General features: G+C 41.9%; 12 protein-coding genes and 1 pseudogene. 6 read left to right on the top strand and 7 right to left on the bottom strand.

Features of this window, described 5'->3' with window-relative positions; translation table 11 throughout:
* The first annotated feature begins 9 nt into the window (after window positions 1-9).
* On the top strand, window positions 10-639 hold the full coding sequence (locus QS39_RS05390; protein WP_077804841.1) for an MBL fold metallo-hydrolase: 630 nt from the start codon (window positions 10-12) through the stop codon (window positions 637-639).
* A gap of 233 nt (window positions 640-872) precedes the next feature.
* Here the strand turns inward: QS39_RS05390 and pepO are convergent, their stop codons facing one another.
* Entirely contained in the window at window positions 873-2,765 is a 1,893-nt protein-coding gene (pepO, locus tag QS39_RS05385; RefSeq protein WP_077804840.1) for an endopeptidase PepO, read from the bottom strand.
* 177 nt (window positions 2,766-2,942) lie between these two features.
* On the opposite strand from pepO, the gene QS39_RS05380 reads away from it, so the two are divergent.
* From QS39_RS05380 to tpx, 4 genes are all read left to right on the top strand, one after another.
* Window positions 2,943-3,665 (top strand): metal ABC transporter ATP-binding protein, encoded by a 723-nt coding sequence (locus QS39_RS05380; protein ID WP_049524592.1) that lies wholly within the window; start codon window positions 2,943-2,945, stop codon window positions 3,663-3,665.
* The gene (locus QS39_RS05375) at window positions 3,662-4,510 is read left to right on the top strand and encodes a metal ABC transporter permease (RefSeq protein WP_000559776.1); all 849 of its coding nucleotides are present in this window, start codon (window positions 3,662-3,664) and stop codon (window positions 4,508-4,510) included. The genes QS39_RS05380 and QS39_RS05375 overlap by 4 nt, the downstream gene beginning before the upstream one ends.
* Before the next feature lie 31 nt (window positions 4,511-4,541).
* The gene (gene psaA / locus QS39_RS05370; RefSeq protein ID WP_045611179.1) at window positions 4,542-5,471 is read left to right on the top strand and encodes a metal ABC transporter substrate-binding lipoprotein/adhesin PsaA; all 930 of its coding nucleotides are present in this window, start codon (window positions 4,542-4,544) and stop codon (window positions 5,469-5,471) included.
* A gap of 420 nt (window positions 5,472-5,891) precedes the next feature.
* On the top strand, window positions 5,892-6,383 hold the full coding sequence (gene tpx / locus QS39_RS05365; protein ID WP_077804839.1) for a thiol peroxidase: 492 nt from the start codon (window positions 5,892-5,894) through the stop codon (window positions 6,381-6,383).
* A gap of 210 nt (window positions 6,384-6,593) precedes the next feature.
* On the opposite strand, the pseudogene QS39_RS05360 reads toward tpx, so the two are convergent.
* From QS39_RS05360 to QS39_RS05340, 5 genes and pseudogenes are all read right to left on the bottom strand, one after another.
* Window positions 6,594-9,302: pseudogene (locus QS39_RS05360) on the bottom strand (ABC transporter permease).
* A 1-nt stretch (window position 9,303) separates the two neighbouring features.
* Complete coding sequence (locus QS39_RS05355; protein WP_077804838.1) at window positions 9,304-10,005, bottom strand: ABC transporter ATP-binding protein; 702 nt, start codon at window positions 10,003-10,005, stop codon at window positions 9,304-9,306.
* Between the two features lie 130 nt (window positions 10,006-10,135).
* Window positions 10,136-12,547, bottom strand: a complete 2,412-nt coding sequence (locus QS39_RS05350) for a glycoside hydrolase family 95 protein (RefSeq protein ID WP_077804837.1) — start codon at window positions 12,545-12,547, stop codon at window positions 10,136-10,138.
* Between the two features lie 52 nt (window positions 12,548-12,599).
* Complete coding sequence (locus QS39_RS05345) at window positions 12,600-13,292, bottom strand: phosphoglycerate mutase (protein WP_000240129.1); 693 nt, start codon at window positions 13,290-13,292, stop codon at window positions 12,600-12,602.
* 130 nt (window positions 13,293-13,422) lie between these two features.
* Window positions 13,423-13,821: a hypothetical protein gene (locus QS39_RS05340; RefSeq protein ID WP_049516481.1), complete on the bottom strand. Its 399-nt coding sequence runs from the start codon at window positions 13,819-13,821 to the stop codon at window positions 13,423-13,425.
* 204 nt (window positions 13,822-14,025) lie between these two features.
* Between QS39_RS05340 and QS39_RS05335 the strand changes: the two genes are divergently transcribed.
* A complete protein-coding gene (locus QS39_RS05335) occupies window positions 14,026-14,817 on the top strand; it encodes a nucleotidyltransferase domain-containing protein (RefSeq protein ID WP_077804836.1) in 792 nt (263 codons plus the stop codon).
* A 340-nt stretch (window positions 14,818-15,157) separates the two neighbouring features.
* On the opposite strand, the gene ileS is transcribed toward QS39_RS05335, so the two are convergent.
* A complete protein-coding gene (gene ileS / locus QS39_RS05330) occupies window positions 15,158-17,950 on the bottom strand; it encodes an isoleucine--tRNA ligase (RefSeq protein WP_077804835.1) in 2,793 nt (930 codons plus the stop codon).
* Window positions 17,951-17,978 lie beyond the last annotated feature (28 nt).

Below are 17,978 nucleotides of genomic sequence, written 5' to 3'. Positions count from 1 at the left end.
GGAGCTAGTATGAAAATCCATAAAACCGTGAATCCTGTTGCCTATGAAAACACCTATTACCTAGAAGGCGAAAAGCACCTCATCGTTGTCGATCCTGGTAGCCATTGGGAAGCCATTCGTCAGACAATTGAGAAGATCAACAAACCGATCTGTGCCATTCTATTAACCCACGCCCATTATGACCATATCATGAGTCTGGACTTGGTTCGCGAAACTTTTGGCAATCCTCCTGTCTATATCGCAGAGAGCGAAGCCAGCTGGCTCTACACTCCTGTCGATAATCTCTCTGGTCTCCCTCGCCACGATGATATGGCAGATGTGGTCGCAAAACCTGCTGAACACACTTTTGTCTTTCACGAAGAATACCAACTGGAGGAGTTTCGTTTCACCGCCTTACCAACACCAGGTCACTCTATCGGTGGTGTTTCCCTAGTCTTTCCTGATGCTCACCTAGTCTTAACAGGAGATGCACTATTCCGAGAAACTATTGGACGGACGGATCTTCCGACTGGTAGCATGGAACAACTCCTCCATAGTATCAAAACCCAACTTTTCACCCTACCAAACTACGACGTCTATCCAGGGCATGGTCCAGCTACTACTATCGCTCACGAAAAAACTTTCAATCCCTTTTTCTAGTAAAATGATGACAATCAATTTCGCAATTTAATACTCAATGAAAAACAAAGAGCAAACTAGCCGCAGGTTACTCAAAGAACCGCTTTGAGGTTGCAGATAAAGCTGACGTGGTTGAAGAGATTTTCGAAGAGTATAAGTAAACTATCCAGTAAATCTTTCCATTATAAAAGGCATCCTATCAAGGTTTTCACACCTGATTGGATGCCTTTTTTCTGATGACTAGATTTTTTACATTACCAAATAATCACGCGCTCTTCTGGTGAACGCCACATTCCGTCGCCTTCTTTGACATCATAGGTTGTAAAGAAATCATCGAAGTTTGGTACTTGCACATTGACACGGAGTTTGGCTGGCGCGTGCACATCAACGCTAGCCAAGAGTTTCATAAATTCTGGGCGACCTTTCATGCGCCAGATGCGACCGAAATTGTAGAAAAATTCTTCTGCTGAGAAGTCTGGTTCTCTCTTAGCTGCTTCAAGCGCTGCAGCGATTCCTCCCAAGTCAGCCACGTTTTCTGACACAGTCAACTTACCGTTAATGGTTGCTCCATAAGAATCTTGTCCATCAAATTGGTCAATAACTTTTTGTGTTTTCTCCTTGAAGGCAGCATAGTCGCTCTCTGTCCACCAATCCTTGAGGCTACCATTTTCGTCAAAGGAAGCTCCATTGGTATCAAAGGCGTGAGAAATTTCATGGGCAATAACCGCCCCAATACCACCATAGTTAGCAGAAGATGACTGATGCAAGTCATAGAAAGGTGCTTGTAAAATGGCCGCTGGGAAAACAATCAGATTCTTCTGTGGATTGTAGTAGGCATTGACCATATGAGCAGGCATGCCCCATTCCTTGTAGTCAACAGGTTGGTTCCACTTGCTCCAACTGTGCTTGATTTCCACACGCGCAAAGGCTAGAGCATTGTCAAAAAGACTAGCAGTCTCATCCACTACCTTGTCCTTGTAGCGTTCTGGTAATTCTTCTGGATAACCAATATAAGGCTTGATGACATTGAGTTTGACAATGGCCTTGTCACGAGTTTCTGGAGTCAGCCAGTCATTTTTGGCCAAGCGTTCCTTATAGACATCAATCATGGTTACCACTTTTTTCTCTACGTCTGCCTTGGCCTCTGGAGAGAATTTTTCATGGGCATACCAAAGACCCAAGGCTTGTTTGAAAGGACCTTGTGCTAGTTGGTAGGCTGCTTTGACCTTGTCTTTGGCTTCTGGAACTCCTGAAAGCGCACGGCTATAGGCACCTGACAAAATACGAATTTCTTCTGTTAAATAGCTGGTTGAAAGATTCACAACACTTAAAATTAAGGTTGCCTTGAGGAGAGGCCAGGCTTCTTCACTATAGAATTGGTCTGCTGCTCGCCAGAAACGTTCTTCGTCTACGATAACCTTGTCTGGTACTTGTCCAAGAACGGCTTGGAAGAAGTCATCCAAAGGTAGGGCAGGCGCGAATTTTTTAAAATCTTCATATGAATATGGATGGTAGAGTTTAGCATATTCTGAACTTTCTTCATTAGAAAGTACCACTGCTGCAACTCGACGGTCCAATTCTAATCTTTTCTCTAGCAAGTCTTCAATTTCTTCATCAGAGAAATCATAAGCCTTGAGAAGATTTACGCTGCTTTCTTTCCAAAGAGTCAAAAGCTCTTCACGCTGAGGATGGTCTTCTCCATAGTAGGTCGTATCTGGCAGGATCGTGCTTGGAGCGCTAGCCCATAGAACATTGATTCTGGCATCCATAAAGTCTGGCGATACACCAAAAGGAAGGAAGTTAGGTTTTCCTGCAAGCTCAAACTCTGCTAGTCGAGCTGTAAAATCTGTAAAAGTCTCTAATGCTTGGAATTCTTTAAGAAGTGGTAAGACAGGTGTGATACCGTCAGCTTCTCTCTTGTCAAAATCACGAACTAGGCGGTGGTATTTGACAAAGTTTGCCAAGATAGCATCCTCAGGCACTTCTTCTCCTGCCAACCACTTGTCTGTTGTCGCCAGCATCAGGTCTTCAATTTCCTGATCTAAATCAACAAAACCTCCCGTTTGAGACTTATCTGCTGGGATTTCAGCCATCTTCTGCCATTCTCCATTGATTGCATCATAAAAATCATCTTGATAACGTGTCATCGTGTTCTCGCTTTCATTTGTACTTGTTTTTAGCTTAACAAAAATTAACTGGGAATGCAATTAAAAATAAACGGATGTTTCCTATTGTTTTTCAGTTATTATTTTAATTTTTTCAAAAATTAACTTGACTTAATTTTTTTTTTAATGTATATTAAGAAGCAGGAGGAATACAAGTTTATGATACGTATCGAAAACCTCAGTGTCTCCTACAAAGAAACGTTGGCACTTAAGGATATTTCACTAGTGCTCCAAGGACCAACAATTACCGGTATCATTGGTCCAAACGGTGCTGGGAAATCAACACTATTAAAAGGGATGCTGGGAATTATCCCACATCAAGGTCAGGCATTTCTCGATGACAAGGAAGTTAAAAAATCCTTACATCGAATCGCCTATGTCGAACAAAAAATCAATATCGACTACAACTTTCCCATCAAGGTCAAGGAATGTGTCTCGCTAGGACTCTTTCCCTCTATCCCTCTCTTTCGAAGTTTAAAGGCTAAACATTGGAAGAAAGTGCAAGAGGCCCTTGAAATTGTCGGTCTAGCTGACTACGCTGAACGTCAAATCAGTCAACTGTCTGGAGGTCAGTTCCAGCGGGTCTTGATTGCCAGATGTTTGGTGCAGGAAGCCGACTATATCCTCTTGGATGAACCCTTTGTTGGGATTGACTCTGTTAGTGAGGAAATCATCATGAATACGCTGAGAGATCTGAAAAAAGCTGGGAAGACGGTTCTCATCGTCCACCACGACCTCAGCAAGGTTGCCCACTACTTCGATCAAGTCTTGCTTGTCAATCGAGAAGTGATTGCCTTTGGTCCAACCAAAGAAACCTTTACCGAAGCCAATCTCAAAGAAGCTTACGGTAATCGACTATTTTTCAATGGAGGTGACCTATGATTGCAGAATTTATCGATGGATTGCAAAAATTCCATTTCTTACAAAATGCCTTGATAACAGCCATTGTCATCGGGGTCGTAGCTGGAGCTGTGGGATGTTTCATCATCCTACGCGGGATGTCACTCATGGGAGATGCCATTTCACATGCTGTCTTGCCAGGTGTAGCCCTCTCCTTTATCTTGGGCCTTGACTTCTTCATCGGAGCCATTGTCTTTGGACTACTAGCTGCTATCATCATTACCTACATCAAGGGGAACTCGATTATCAAAAGCGATACCGCCATCGGCATTACCTTTTCTTCTTTCTTAGCCCTCGGTATCATCTTGATTAGTGTCGCTAAAAGTTCAACTGACCTTTTCCATATCCTTTTTGGTAATATCCTGGCCGTCCAAGATACGGATATGTTTATTACTATGGGTGTGGGGGCAGCCATTCTCTTGTTAATCTGGATTTTCTTCAAGCAACTCTTGATAACATCCTTTGATGAACTCTTGGCTAAAGCCATGGGAATGCCTGTCAATTTCTATCACTACCTTCTCATGGTACTCCTGACTCTCGTGTCTGTGACAGCCATGCAAAGTGTCGGAACTATCCTGATTGTAGCCATGCTGATTACCCCAGCTGCAACTGCTTATCTCTATGCTAATAGTCTGAAAAGCATGATTTTCCTTTCCTCAACCTTTGGAGCGACAGCTTCAGTTTTGGGGCTCTTTATCGGCTATAGCTTTAACGTTGCGGCAGGTTCTAGTATCGTGCTTACAGCCGCTAGTTTCTTTCTCATTAGCTTCTTTATCGCTCCAAAACAACGATATTTGAAACTGAAAAATAAACATTTGTTAAAATAAGGGGCAAAACCCCACTAAATTGGAGGATCTAATGAAAAAATTAGGTACATTACTCGTTCTCTTTCTTTCCGTCATTGCTCTTGTAGCATGTACTAGTGGAAAAAAAGATGCAGCTTCTGGTCAAAAACTAAAAGTTGTTGCTACAAACTCAATCATCGCTGATATTACTAAAAATATTGCTGGTGACAAGATTGATCTTCACAGTATCGTTCCTGTTGGCCAAGACCCACACGAATACGAGCCACTACCTGAAGACGTCAAGAAAACTTCTCAAGCTGATTTGATTTTCTATAACGGGATCAACCTTGAAACAGGTGGCAATGCTTGGTTTACAAAATTGGTAGAAAATGCCAAGAAAACTGAAAACAAAGACTACTTTGCAGTCAGCGAAGGCGTTGATGTTATCTACCTTGAAGGTCAAAACGAAAAAGGCAAAGAAGACCCACACGCTTGGCTTAACCTTGAAAATGGTATGATTTTTGCTAAAAATATCGCAAAACAATTGAGCGCTAAAGACCCTAGCAACAAGGAATTCTACGAAAAAAATCTCAAAGAATATACTGATAAGCTAGACAAACTTGACAAGGAAGCTAAAGAGAAATTTAACAACATCCCTGCTGAGAAAAAACTCATCGTAACCAGCGAAGGATGCTTCAAATACTTCTCTAAAGCCTACGGCGTTCCAAGTGCCTATATCTGGGAAATCAATACTGAAGAAGAAGGAACACCTGACCAAATCAAGACCTTGGTTGAAAAACTTCGCCAAACAAAAACTCCTTCACTCTTTGTAGAATCAAGTGTAGATGACCGTCCAATGAAGACTGTTTCACAAGACACAAACATCCCAATCTACGCACAAATCTTTACTGACTCTATCGCAGAACAAGGTAAAGAAGGCGACAGCTACTACAACATGATGAAATACAACCTTGACAAGATTGCTGAAGGATTGGCAAAATAATCTAGATGTTAGTTTATCTATTACTAGGTTCTTGTCTCTCTTTACATTACTTCTAATATTAGCTTTGTTAGTTCTATCTCTAGCTAAAAAAAGCGTTTATAAGAATAAAGATTTCTTAAATCAGTACGAACGAAGTGAGTTTTTACCAGATATTTCTCACTGTAGTGGTATCCTAGATAAGAACTTTGATCTTATCTAGGACGGAATTTTTGAGACCTAAGGCTCAAAAATTAGGGATGAAATTCCGAAGGAAGTTGCTCCCGTCCGCACTACCTTCGAGAAATATCAAATAGATAAAAAATCTGAAAAACGTCATTCTCACATGAGCTGGCGTTTTTTCTATGCCCACATTTCCGGTCAAATCATTGGAAAATTCCGACTGTTTCAGCTAAAATGGAAGAAAAAAGATTGGAGTATCCTATGGTAACTTTTCTCGGAAATCCTGTGAGCTTTACAGGTAAACAACTACAAGTCGGCGACAAGGCACTTGATTTTTCTCTCACTACGACAGACCTTTCCAAAAAATCTCTGACTGATTTTGATGGAAAGAAAAAAGTCCTGAGTGTCGTACCTTCTATCGATACAGGCATCTGCTCAACTCAAACGCGTCGTTTTAATGAAGAACTGGCTGGACTAGACAATACGGTCGTCTTGACTGTTTCCATGGACCTACCTTTTGCTCAAAAACGTTGGTGCGGTGCTGAAGGTATTGAAAATGCCATCATGCTATCAGACTATTTCGACCATTCCTTTGGACGTGATTATGCCCTCTTAATCAATGAGTGGCACCTATTAGCACGCGCAGTCTTTGTCCTTGATACCGACAATACGATTCGCTACGTTGAATACGTGGACAATATCAATTCTGAACCAAACTTCGAAGCCGCAATTGCAGCTGCTAAAGCCCTATAGAAAAAATCCTCTGTCACAAAGAGTTCCCTACTCTTTGAAACGGAGGATTTTTGCTTACGAGTAAATATAAGTTCAATCAGCTAAAAACAACTGACTTATACTCAATGAAAATCAAAGAGTAAACTAGGAATCTAGCCTCAAGCTACTCAAGACACTGTTTTGAGGTTTTAGATGGAATCTGACCTGGTTTGAAGAGATTTTCGGAGAGTATTACTCTACAGATTTCAAGGCTTCAAGCATATCAACCTTTCTCAGATGATAATTGACGAAGAAACCAAGCAAGGTCAAAATGATGCTTACTGCTGCCACTGGGATTACATAGACTTCCCAGCCTACCTGCGGATAAAAGAGAATAGTCGCAGGCGAAATCATTTGAATCAAAAATTGATGTAAATAGAAACCAGATACCAAACCAAGTACGATTCCCACAAGGGACAGCACAATCGTCTCACGGTAAATGTAGAGAGTGACTTCATTATTATGAAAACCGAGAACCTTGATAGTGGAGAGTTCACGGATTCTCTCAGCCACGTTGATATTGGTCAGATTGTAAAGGATAACAATAGCCAACAGAACCGATACGATGACCAAGATGGTCATGGTCTGATTGAGTGAACTTGCTACCGAGTCAAAGAGTCGAATGGCTGAAGCATTCTGGACGACGCTGGATACCGCAGCTTGATTCATAAGCAAGCCTGCCTGTCTTTCGATACTAGTAGCACTGGTATCCCTTAGCGAGACCAGATAAGTGTTGGCTTGGGGTAGCTGTCCGTAAATTTGCTCATAGTCAGTCTGACTCATATAAATAAAATGACCAACGTAGTTCTCAGTAATAGCAGCGACCTTTAGTTTCTTACCTTCAATTTCTAGAGTCTGTCCAACCTTGACACCTGCCAGCTGGGCTAGTTTAGCTGTGATGACAACTCCATCTTTTAATGTCAACTCTTGCTGATGATGTTGCAGATGAATAAAGGGAGTCAAATCTTCCTTCTCTGTCATCATAAGGGTAATGGTCTGAAGACCTGCCTTACCTTTGAAATCCTTGTCTAGCGTTTTAGAATAGATTTTCTGATAGGCTTGAATAGCCTGCCCTTTCAACACTTCTTCCAGCTCTGCCTTGTCTTGATTGGTCCCACTAAGATTTTCAGAAACAATCATCTGATACTGTTGAATTTGTTGAAACTGTTTAGACGGAACTCCTGCTACAGAGGATTGGATTCCCAAACCTGCAAAAAGCAGAGCCACAGAACCTGCCACACCAAAGATCGTCATCAACATCCGCTGCTTATAACGGAAGATATTGCGAGCTGTTACCTTATGAGTAAAACTGAGACGATGCCAAATAAAACCGATGCGCTCTAGTAAGATTTTAGCTCCTTTAACAGGAGGTTTAGGCAGTAAAAGATGGGCTGCTTCATCATGAAGTTCCCTACGAGCTACCAAGTAGGCTGGTAACACACTCGCCAACCAACTCAAGACAAGAGCCAGTAAGCTATAGGTCCAATAGAACTGAATCTGGGTTTCTCCTACCACCATGCCTTTTGTAATGACACTTGAAATCACACCGGCTAGTAAATAATGGCCAAGTATACTACCTAGAGCTGTTCCGACAGTCCCAGCTACTAGGCCGTAGAGGAGAAACTTGGCGATAATATCCTTGCTACGATAGCCCAAGGCCTTAAAAATTCCTGCATGTGTTCGCTCTTCATCCACAAAGCGAGTCATGGTTGTAAAGGTCACCATGGCTGCTACGGCATAAAGCACTACAGGAAAGATATTGCCCACTGCCCGAATACTGGCTGAAGCATTAGTGTACATGAGGTAGCCTTGACCACCTGGCATGGTTTGCCGATTATAGACTTGATACCTTGGTTCCGCCAAATCATCCAAGACTTGCTGATGTTTTTCTAATTTTTCCTTTTCTTGGGCTAGTTTTTGTTCAGCCTGCTTTAGTTTGTCCTCTTCCTTGCTCAATTCCTGCTTAGCTTGGGTAAGTTGAGCACTAGCCTGCTCTCTCTGAGCTTGAGGAAGCAAGGCTAGTTGATTTTCCTGAGCCTGTAAACGAACTTGAGCAGCTACTAAACGACGCTTGCCTTACTGCAAATTAGTCTCAGCCTTGTCAAGGGTCTCTTGACCTTTGTCTAGAGACTCTTGCCCTTCTTTTTTCAAGAGTTGCAGACGTGCCTTGCCATTATCTGACAAAGCTTGTTCAAGGTCTTCCTGATGTTGCTTGGATTTTTCTTCATAAGCTGCTGAGAAAGCATTTAAGCCTGCTAAATCTTGATATTTCAAACGAGCTATATTGTAGACTTTCTGATCAAACTGACTAGGTAAAATCACCCCATAGGCTGTCAGAGTCCCACTTCCACTTCCTGCGTAGCCCATATCTCGCTGGGAGAGGATTTCAGCTGAATCCACAAAACCAGTAATGGTATAAGTATGGTCTTTTAAAGAGGAATGACCCTCTTCTTTTTCTTTAAAACTAATCTCCTGCCCCACGCTGTATTGGCCTTGCAAATGAGTGGCCAAAGCGATTTCCTTGTCTGACTGAGGAAGTCGTCCCTCTCTTAGCTGAAAGGTTGAAATTCGCTCTGATTTGGAGTACAGCCGAATGGCATCCTGCCCATTCTCCATAGTCACATCTGTCAAATAGCCAAGCTCAACCTTTGCGCCCTCTATCTGTTCTAGTTCTTCTTGATCTGCTTGATCCAAACCATAGTTAGACATAACTGCCAAATCCAAGGTTTGAGCAGTCGTTAAATAGTCATTGGCGGTCGCCTCCATGTTGGGGCTAGTCACTTTGAGGCCTACTAAGGCTAGAGACCCTAACATCATCAAGGTTAAGATGGATAAAAAACGCCCCTTGGAGCCTGTGAAGGACTGAATTAAGTCCTTCCAATAGGTTTTTCGCTTGATCATGCTAGTACTCCAAACTGTCGATATCCTGAGGACGCTGGTTGATCACCACATCCTTGACACTGGCATCGTGCATATGAATCACGCGATCAGCAATGGGCGCCAAAGCTCCATTATGAGTCACGATGATCACCGTCGCTCCCTTTTGACGAGACATGTCTTGGAGAATTTTCAAAACCTGCTTACCCGTCTGATAGTCCAAGGCTCCAGTCGGTTCATCACAAAGGAGGATTTTAGGATTTTTGGCTACCGCGCGTGCAATGGAGACTCGCTGTTGCTCCCCTCCAGACAGCTGGGCTGGAAAGTTATTGAGACGATGAACCAGACCTACATCTGTCAAAACCTGCTCAGGATTCAAGGCATCTGTCACGATTTCTGAAGCCAACTCTACATTTTCCTTAGCGGTTAGATTGGAAACTAGATTATAAAACTGAAAAACAAAACCGACATCATTGCGGCGGTAATTGGTTCTCTGGTGGGAACTATAGTCTGCAATATTGGCACCATCAATCCAGATTTCCCCCTCATCATTGGTATCCATTCCCCCAAGAAGGTTAAGAACCGTTGACTTGCCTGCACCAGATGCACCTAGAATAATAACCAATTCACCCTTTTCAATCTCAAAATTCACATCACGATTGGCCACAATCTCCGTGTCCCCAACCTGATACCGCTTGTAACAGTGTTTCATCTCAATATAAGCCATCAGACCCACCCTCTCTCAAACAAATTACTTCATATTACCATTATAACGCTTTTTCAACTAGTTGGAAACTGCTTACATTCTCAAATCCTTATTAAAAGGCAGTCTCAAACTACTGCCTTCTATCACCTTCTTAAAAATAAAATTGAACCAGATCACCTTCTGCTGTCGCCACTGAAATACAATCTTTCTCTATGCATTTCGCTTCTGCTTTTTCTTGATTCACTTCAATCACACTCTTCTCAATATCTGGATAAGAAACTCGCAAATCTCCTCCGCTCCTTGATAAAATGGTCATCTGTAAGAGTTTTTTATCCTCCCACCTCATGCTCACTTCAAAATGTCCACGTGCCATTAAGCCTGAAACAGAACCTCTTGACCAAGCATCAGGTAGGGCAGCTAGAGGTACCAGATAAGCTGCATGAGACTGGAGTAACATTTCTGCCATGCCACTAGTAGCACCAAAATTACCATCTATCTGAAAAGGAGGATGGCTACACCAAAGATTTGGCAAGGTCGATGACTTTAACTGCTCTGCTAATAATTTATGGGCTCGATTGCCATCTCCCAAACGCGCCCAGAGATTGATCTTATTGGCTTTAGACCAACCTGTGCCGCCATCTCCACGATCATTGAGACTAGCACGCGCCGCATCAAGATAGTCTTGTCCCTTATAGCTAAAGAGAGTTCCAGGATAGAGTCCCACTAGATGGGAAACGTGCCGATGCTGGACCTCCACTCTCTCATTTTGAAAATACTGCTCTTCCTCCTCATACCACTCCCTGATTTGACCAGATTGAGTGATTTGAAGAGGATTAAGCAAGTCAAACTTCTCCTTCACCTCAGTCAACAAAGCCTCATCCAGTCCCAATTCCTGAGCAGCCTGAATAAAATCATGAAATAACTGCCAAATCAGAGATTGGTCATAGGTATTGCCAATCGAAATCGGCCCATGTTCTGGAGAATAAGACGGAGAAGACACCCAACGTTGCGCCTGCTGATCCTCATGTAAAAAATCATTCCAAAAACGAACCGTTTCCCTCAACATGGGATAAATTTTCTCCCTGAGATAGTCTTGGTTCCTGTAAAATGTATAGGCTTCATAAACGGTTTGCATCATCCATGCATTGGCAGCTGGTGACCAACCCCAATAGTAATCCCAACCAGGTGCCGTCCAGCCAAAAGGAGTCGCTTGAGTATGAACCAGCCAACCATTCTCCTCCCCAGTCTGAGAGATTATTCCTGCATACCTTGCAGCCGCTATGCGACCATAGACACGCAAATCATCGATATAATTGATGACTGGAAAGGCCGTCTCTAGAAGATTGGTAACATAGGCTGGCCAATAATTCATCTGCAGGTTGATATTCAAGTGATAGTCCGAATTCCAAGGAGGATTATCGACCGCATTCCAGACTCCCTGTAGGTTAGCTGGTAGAGCATCTGGGCAGTCTCTAGAAGAACTAATCAATAAATACCGCCCATACTGGAAGAACAATTCCTCCAAAGCCTGCCCCGCTTGTGGCTTATAATTTTTTAGCAAATCATCTGTAGTGGATGTGTCTACATCAGCTCCCAAATCCAATTGAACACGCTGGAATAATGCTTGGTAGTCCTCAATATGCCTTGATTTCAATTGGGCATAGCCCTTTTCTTTAGCTGTGTCCACCAAGTCTATCACCTGTTGCTCTAAATCTAGTTTCTTGCGATAATTACTAGCAGGATTTTGGGCAAAATCTGTCTTAGCCGCCAAGAAGAGATTGGCATAACTGGCTCCTGATATCTGAACCTTATCTGACCAAACTCTAATATCTCCATCCGTTTCCCAAGCTAGATAACTAGCAAACCGCAGATCATTATCCTTAACCCGCCCCTTCATCAAGATATGAGAAGCAGTGATATCCAGCTGGCACTCTTTGTAATCAGATTTTTTCTGCTCATACTTTCCATCAGAAGCCAAATCACATGTCAAGGACAGTTTTATAGTAAAATCTAGAGTTTCCGCCCCTTCCTTAGTAAAACGTTGAACCAAGAGATCATCTGGAAAACTGGCAAAGGCTTCACGTTCAAATCTCGTTCCCTTATAGGCATAAGAAGTCGTCGCCAGTGCCTTACTGATATTCAACTGTCTCTGGTAATCCGTCACCTGATACAAAGTCTTGCCTTGCTGGCTGAACTCAATGAAAATATCTCCAAAGGACAGATAGGTCCCATATTGACTCGTTTGGGGCCCAACTAGGTGCTGTTCAGCCAGTTCCTTAGCCCGATTGTAATCTCTCTTTTCCAAAGCCTGCCGAATCTCAGCTAAAAAACCATACTGATCCTGAAGATTTCCACCCTGATAATCTAAACTATCAGGAAGTGGACCTCCAGACCAAAGACTCTTTTCATTGAATTGAATCCGCTCAGCCCCTATAAGCCCAAATACTTTTGCACCTAAAGAACCATTGCCTATCGGTAAGGCCTCTTCTTCCCAACCCTTATATGTTATTGACGCTGGTTGCTTGTAGGCCAGTACATAATCTTGTTTTTTATTCCTTATCATACTACCATACTAACATAAAAAGCCTAGAAATCAATTCTAGACTTACAATTTTTTATTTTCCAAGGTAGTATTCAGAAACTACGTTCAATTTTTCGTCGAATTCGAATACCAATGGTGGGAAGTTAGGGATTTCCACGTCCATGATTTCGTCATCTGACAAACCTTTGATGTGTTTTACAAGGGCACGGATTGAGTTACCGTGAGCTCCTACGAATACGTTTTTACCATCTTTAAGAGCTGGAGCGATTTTATCTTCCCAAAATGGAAGGGCACGTTCCAAAGTCACTTTCAAGTTTTCAGCATCTGGGATAACTGAGTCGTCAAGTGAAGCGTAACGACGGTCTGTGTGAGCTGAGTGCTCATCATCACGATCCATGTTTGGAGGCAATACATCGTATGAACGACGCCAGATGTGAACTTGCTCATCACCAAATTGTTCAGCAGCTTCAGCTTTGTTTTTACCAGTTAAACCACCGTAGTGACGTTCGTTCAAACGCCATGATTTTTCAACTGGAACCCACAATTGGTCAGAAGCTTCAAGAGCCAAGTTTGTTGTTTTGATAGCACGTTTCAATACTGAAGTATAAGCTTGGTCAAATTCGATGCCAGCTTCTTTGATCAATTTACCAGCGTCAATCGCTTGTTGTGTACCTTTTTCAGACAAATCAACATCAGCCCAACCAGTGAAAAGGTTAGCTTTGTTCCATTCAGACTCACCGTGGCGAGCAAAAACCAATTTTACCATTAGATGGATTCTCCTTTAAATTTTCCGAGGTTTCCCCTCGTTTATCTATTCTATTTTACACAATTTTTCACAAAAAAGCTAGTCAAAACCAAAAAGGAAAGGATTGTTTGGCAATCCTTTTCCTTATTTTTTATCCTTCAACTTTGAATTTTTTGAGACTTCCTAAAAATAGTGAACCACCGATAATTGCTAGGATTCCTCCTACCCAACCAAGGGCTGGAATCAAGCCAACTGCTCCACCTACGATTAATAGGACAGAAGGAGCAGAACCAACACGACTTTCTCCCTTATAGTATACAATCGCAACAATTCCTAAAACTAAAATAGCAATTTTTAAAACGGTTGGAAGTAAAACTCCTGCAATTCCTGCAACTGTTGTAGATGCAGTTAATTCAGGACTCTGTGTAGCTGTTGCTGTAGCAGCTGTACTCACAACTGCTGCTAGTAAAAGAAACGGGGCAATAAGCAAGTAGAGTCCACCTACTAAACCAACAATACCACTATAAAGTGCTAAAGCTTTTGACTTCATAATAAATCTCCTTTTTTATTTTTTTCAAATAAAATTGTATCATATTTGCTAAAAAAAAAAAGCATTTTCTGAAATTATAAAATAAAAACTTGCATAATATGAAATAAAATTAAGCAAATATGTGAAAAGAAATTTCCATTTCACCCTTGCTAGTCTCCTTACTTTTTGTTAGAATGATGTCAAAAAATAAAGAAGGTTAACATTATGCCACAACATCTCTTTAAAGAATTGGCCCAACTAGAGCAAGTAGAGGCTCTAGCTCTAGGAGGATCACGGGCTGGACAAGATTTTGACAAAGACTCTGACTATGATGTATATGTCTACCTCAGTGCTCCTCTCTCACCAGACATACGAAAAGAAATCCTCAGTAAACACTGCACCTATATGGAAATCGCTAATCAATTTTGGGAATTGGAGGATGATTGTGTTCTCAATAATGGTATCGAAATCGAGCTGATTTACCGCTCTTTAGACGAATTTGACAAAGATTTACAAGCCGTAGTTTTAGAGCATCAAGCCCAGAATTCTTACACTACTTGTATGTGGTACAATCTTCTCAATAGTAAGATTATCTACGATCAAGATGGTCACTATGCTGCCCTCCAGAAAAAGTACAATCTTCCTTATCCAGCTGAGCTGAAAAAGAATATCATCAACAAGCAATTCCTGCTTCTCGACCAAGCTATGCCAGCTTTTTCAAGACAAATCAAAAAAGCTCTCAAACGCCAAGACTTACTCAGCATCAATCACCGCAGTAGCGAGTTTTTCGCTTCTTATTTTGATTTGCTCTTCGCCTTCAATGAGCAGCTCCATCCAGGAGAAAAACGCATGCTCCAGTTCGCAAAAAACAATTGCTCTCATCTACCTCAAAATTTTGAAAACGATATTCAAGACTACTTTCAAAATCTCTACCAACTAGCTCACCAGCAGAAAACAGTCCTAACTTTGGAGCATCTCCTATCAAATCTTAAACATTTGATTGATAAATCCATTTAGAACGCCAACAGATAAAAGCTCATGAAATCTACTTTTCAGATGATTCATGAGCTTTTTGAAATTCAACAATATACAACGATGTAAAGTTATACTCAATGAAAATCAAAAAGCAAACTAGAAAGCTAGTCGCCTCACTGTGCTTAAGTACAGCGAGGCGACGCTGATGTAGTTTGAAGAGATTTTCGAAGAGTATTAATTGAAACAAGAAAACGACAATAAACTTCTAACATGATAAAAACGCATCGTATCAGGTGTTCAAAAAGGTGATACAATGCGTTTTATAGTCTATAAGATTAGTTGTCTTTCCTTCTCAAATTGAGTTTTCCCTAGACTCTTTAACTTATTTCTCTTCAAATCCTTCTGAGACTGCGTCCGCAAAGTTTTCTTCTACGATGCTTGCACAGTGGTCACAGATGACTGCCTGGTAGCTACGTTCTGCTGTTGTTGGGTCGATACGACGGCAACGGTCACACACTTCACCTGCAGCACGTTCAACAGTAAAGGCTACATCTTCGAAGCTAACGGCAGCTTCTGGAGCTGGTCCTTCTGCGATAGTCAAGTCTGACACGATTAAAAGTTGAGCTACATTGCTGTTTACTGCTTCGAGTAGAGTTTTCACCACTTCGTTTGGATAAACTGTCAAGTGTGCTTCAAGCGATTTCCCGATAACTTTGGCATTACGCGCTTCTTCCAAGGCTTTTTGAGCTTGTCCACGGAAGTCCATGAAGGCAGCCCATGTATCCAAGATTTCTTCTTGATTAGCAAAAGTTTCCGCTTCTGGCAATTCTGACAATTGAACGAAGTCTTCGGCTTCAAACTCAAGGTATGACCAGATTTCCTCTGCTGTGTGAGGAAGGATTGGTGTCAAGAGTTTGGTGATTTTCACAAGAATGTCATAGAAAACAGTCTGCATTTGACGGCGTTCCAATGATTTGGCACCTTCGATGTAAACAACATCTTTAGCAAAATCAAGGTAGAAGGCTGACAAATCAACGTTGATAAAGTTCACCAAGGCCTTGTAGATTGTCAAGAATTCAAAGTTTGCATAAGCATCACGAATCGTTTTCACAAGCTGGTTAAAGCGAATCGTCATGTACTTATCAACTGAACGAAGCTCATCGTAAGCTACTGAATCTTGAGTTGGGTTAAAGTCAGACGTATTGGCAATCAAGAACCGAAGGGTGTTACGGATTTTACGGTAAGTTTCAGAGACTTGGCTCAAGATATCCATAGAAATACGCACGTCATTGCTTGAGTCAACACTTGTTACCCAGAGACGCAAGATTTCTGCACCAAATTGTTTTTCAACATCACTTGGAGCAATGGTATTTCCAAGAGATTTAGACATCTTCTCACCTTTACCATCAAGGGCAAAACCTTGTGACAAGATTTGCTTGTAAGGTGCTACGCCATGGTTGGCAACAGATGTGATGAGTGATGAGTTGAACCAACCACGATATTGGTCAGAACCTTCTAGGTAAAGGTCTGCTGGGTAAGTCAACTCAGGACGGTTTACTACAACCCCATTCCATGATGAACCTGAGTCAAACCAAACGTCCATGATATCTGTTTCTTTCTTGAACTCACCATTTGGTGAACCTGGATGAGTAAATCCTTCTGGCAAGAGGTCCTTAGCATCACGTTCCCACCAAATGCTTGAACCATGTTCTTCAAAAAGTTGAGCTACGTGTTCAATAGTTTCAGCTGTCATGATAGCTGTACCATCTTCAGCGTAGAAGATAGGAAGTGGAACACCCCAAGCACGTTGACGAGAGATGACCCAGTCACCACGGTCACGAATCATATTGTAAAGACGGACTTTACCCCATTCTGAGTGGAATTTCACTTTTTCAATTTCATCCAAGATTTCTTGGCGGAATTTAGAAACTGAGGCAAACCATTGTGGTACTGCACGCCAGATGATTGGTTTCTTAGTACGCCAGTCAAATGGGTATGAGTGAGAGATTTCTTCTTGGGCAAGAAGGAGGTTACCAAGTTTCTCGATAACAGTTGGAACTACCTTTTCATAGAATTGACCTTCAAACTCAGGACCAGCATTCTTCATCATGATACCACGTTCGTCAACAGTCACTGCGACTTCAAGACCATTAGCAATACCAACATTGTAGTCGTCCTCACCAAAACCAGGGGCGGTATGGACAATACCTGTACCAGAATCTGTTGTAACGTGGTCACCAAGGATAACCAATTCATCTACAGCTGTATCCCATGGGTGTTCTGTTACGATGTGGTTCAATTCTTGACCACGGTAAGTTGCCAAAACTTGAACATCAACCCAGCCAAATTTCTCAGACAAGCTAGTCAACAATTCTGCAGCAACGACAAACTTACGAGCTTCACCAGCAGGTCGAACCAAGACATAATCAATATCCGCTCCAACAGTCAAACCACGAGAAGCTGTGATGGTAAATGGAGTAGTTGTCCAAACTACGATATAAGTATCTGTATCTAGAGCACCTTTCCCATCTTTTACCTTGTTGGCATAGTAAAGGGAAGTTGAAACCAAATCATGGTATTCAATCTCCGCTTCAGCAAGGGCTGACTCAGATGACCAAGACCAGTAAACTGGCTTGGCACCACGGTAGATATAACCTTTATTAGCCATCTCACCAAATACACGGATTTGAGCTGCTTCATAGTCAGGAGTCAAAGTCACATATGGATTTTCCCAGTCACCAGAAACACCCAAACGTTTAAAGTCTTCACGTTGTTTATCTACTTGAGAAAGAGCGTATTCACGGCAAAGTTTCAAGTACTCAACCAAGTCCATTTCTTTACGTTTGACACCTTGTTTTGCCAAAACTTGCTCGATTGGCAGACCATGAGTGTCCCAACCCGGGATAAATGGTGCGTAAAAACCTGACATAGATTTTGAGCGAACAATGATATCTTTTGAAATCTTGTTCATAGCATGTCCAACGTGGATATTTCCGTTAGCGTATGGAGGGCCATCATGCAAGGTGAAATGAGGTTTTCCTTGGTTCAATTCTTGACGACGTTGGTAAAGTTTTGCATCTTCCCATTCCTTTTGCCAAACTGGCTCTTTGGTAGGAAGGCCTGCACGCATTGGGAAAGCTGTTTTCCCAAGGTTAAGGGTATCTTTGAGTTTCATGGTATCTCCTTTATAAATAATAACAAAT

This window comes from Streptococcus mitis (genome assembly GCF_002005545.1).
GTDB classification, from domain to species: Bacteria; Bacillota; Bacilli; order Lactobacillales; family Streptococcaceae; genus Streptococcus; species Streptococcus mitis_I.
This window is presented reverse-complemented; position numbering and strand designations above follow the sequence as displayed.

Coding starts and splice junctions, on each gene's coding strand:
- QS39_RS05390 (WP_077804841.1), top strand. CDS start 10: ATGAAAATCCATAAAACCGTGAATCCTGTTGCCTATGAAAACACCTAT.
- pepO (WP_077804840.1), bottom strand. CDS start 2,765: ATGACACGTTATCAAGATGATTTTTATGATGCAATCAATGGAGAATGG.
- QS39_RS05380 (WP_049524592.1), top strand. CDS start 2,943: ATGATACGTATCGAAAACCTCAGTGTCTCCTACAAAGAAACGTTGGCA.
- QS39_RS05375 (WP_000559776.1), top strand. CDS start 3,662: ATGATTGCAGAATTTATCGATGGATTGCAAAAATTCCATTTCTTACAA.
- psaA (WP_045611179.1), top strand. CDS start 4,542: ATGAAAAAATTAGGTACATTACTCGTTCTCTTTCTTTCCGTCATTGCT.
- tpx (WP_077804839.1), top strand. CDS start 5,892: ATGGTAACTTTTCTCGGAAATCCTGTGAGCTTTACAGGTAAACAACTA.
- QS39_RS05355 (WP_077804838.1), bottom strand. CDS start 10,005: ATGGCTTATATTGAGATGAAACACTGTTACAAGCGGTATCAGGTTGGG.
- QS39_RS05350 (WP_077804837.1), bottom strand. CDS start 12,547: ATGATAAGGAATAAAAAACAAGATTATGTACTGGCCTACAAGCAACCA.
- QS39_RS05345 (WP_000240129.1), bottom strand. CDS start 13,292: ATGGTAAAATTGGTTTTTGCTCGCCACGGTGAGTCTGAATGGAACAAA.
- QS39_RS05340 (WP_049516481.1), bottom strand. CDS start 13,821: ATGAAGTCAAAAGCTTTAGCACTTTATAGTGGTATTGTTGGTTTAGTA.
- QS39_RS05335 (WP_077804836.1), top strand. CDS start 14,026: ATGCCACAACATCTCTTTAAAGAATTGGCCCAACTAGAGCAAGTAGAG.
- ileS (WP_077804835.1), bottom strand. CDS start 17,950: ATGAAACTCAAAGATACCCTTAACCTTGGGAAAACAGCTTTCCCAATG.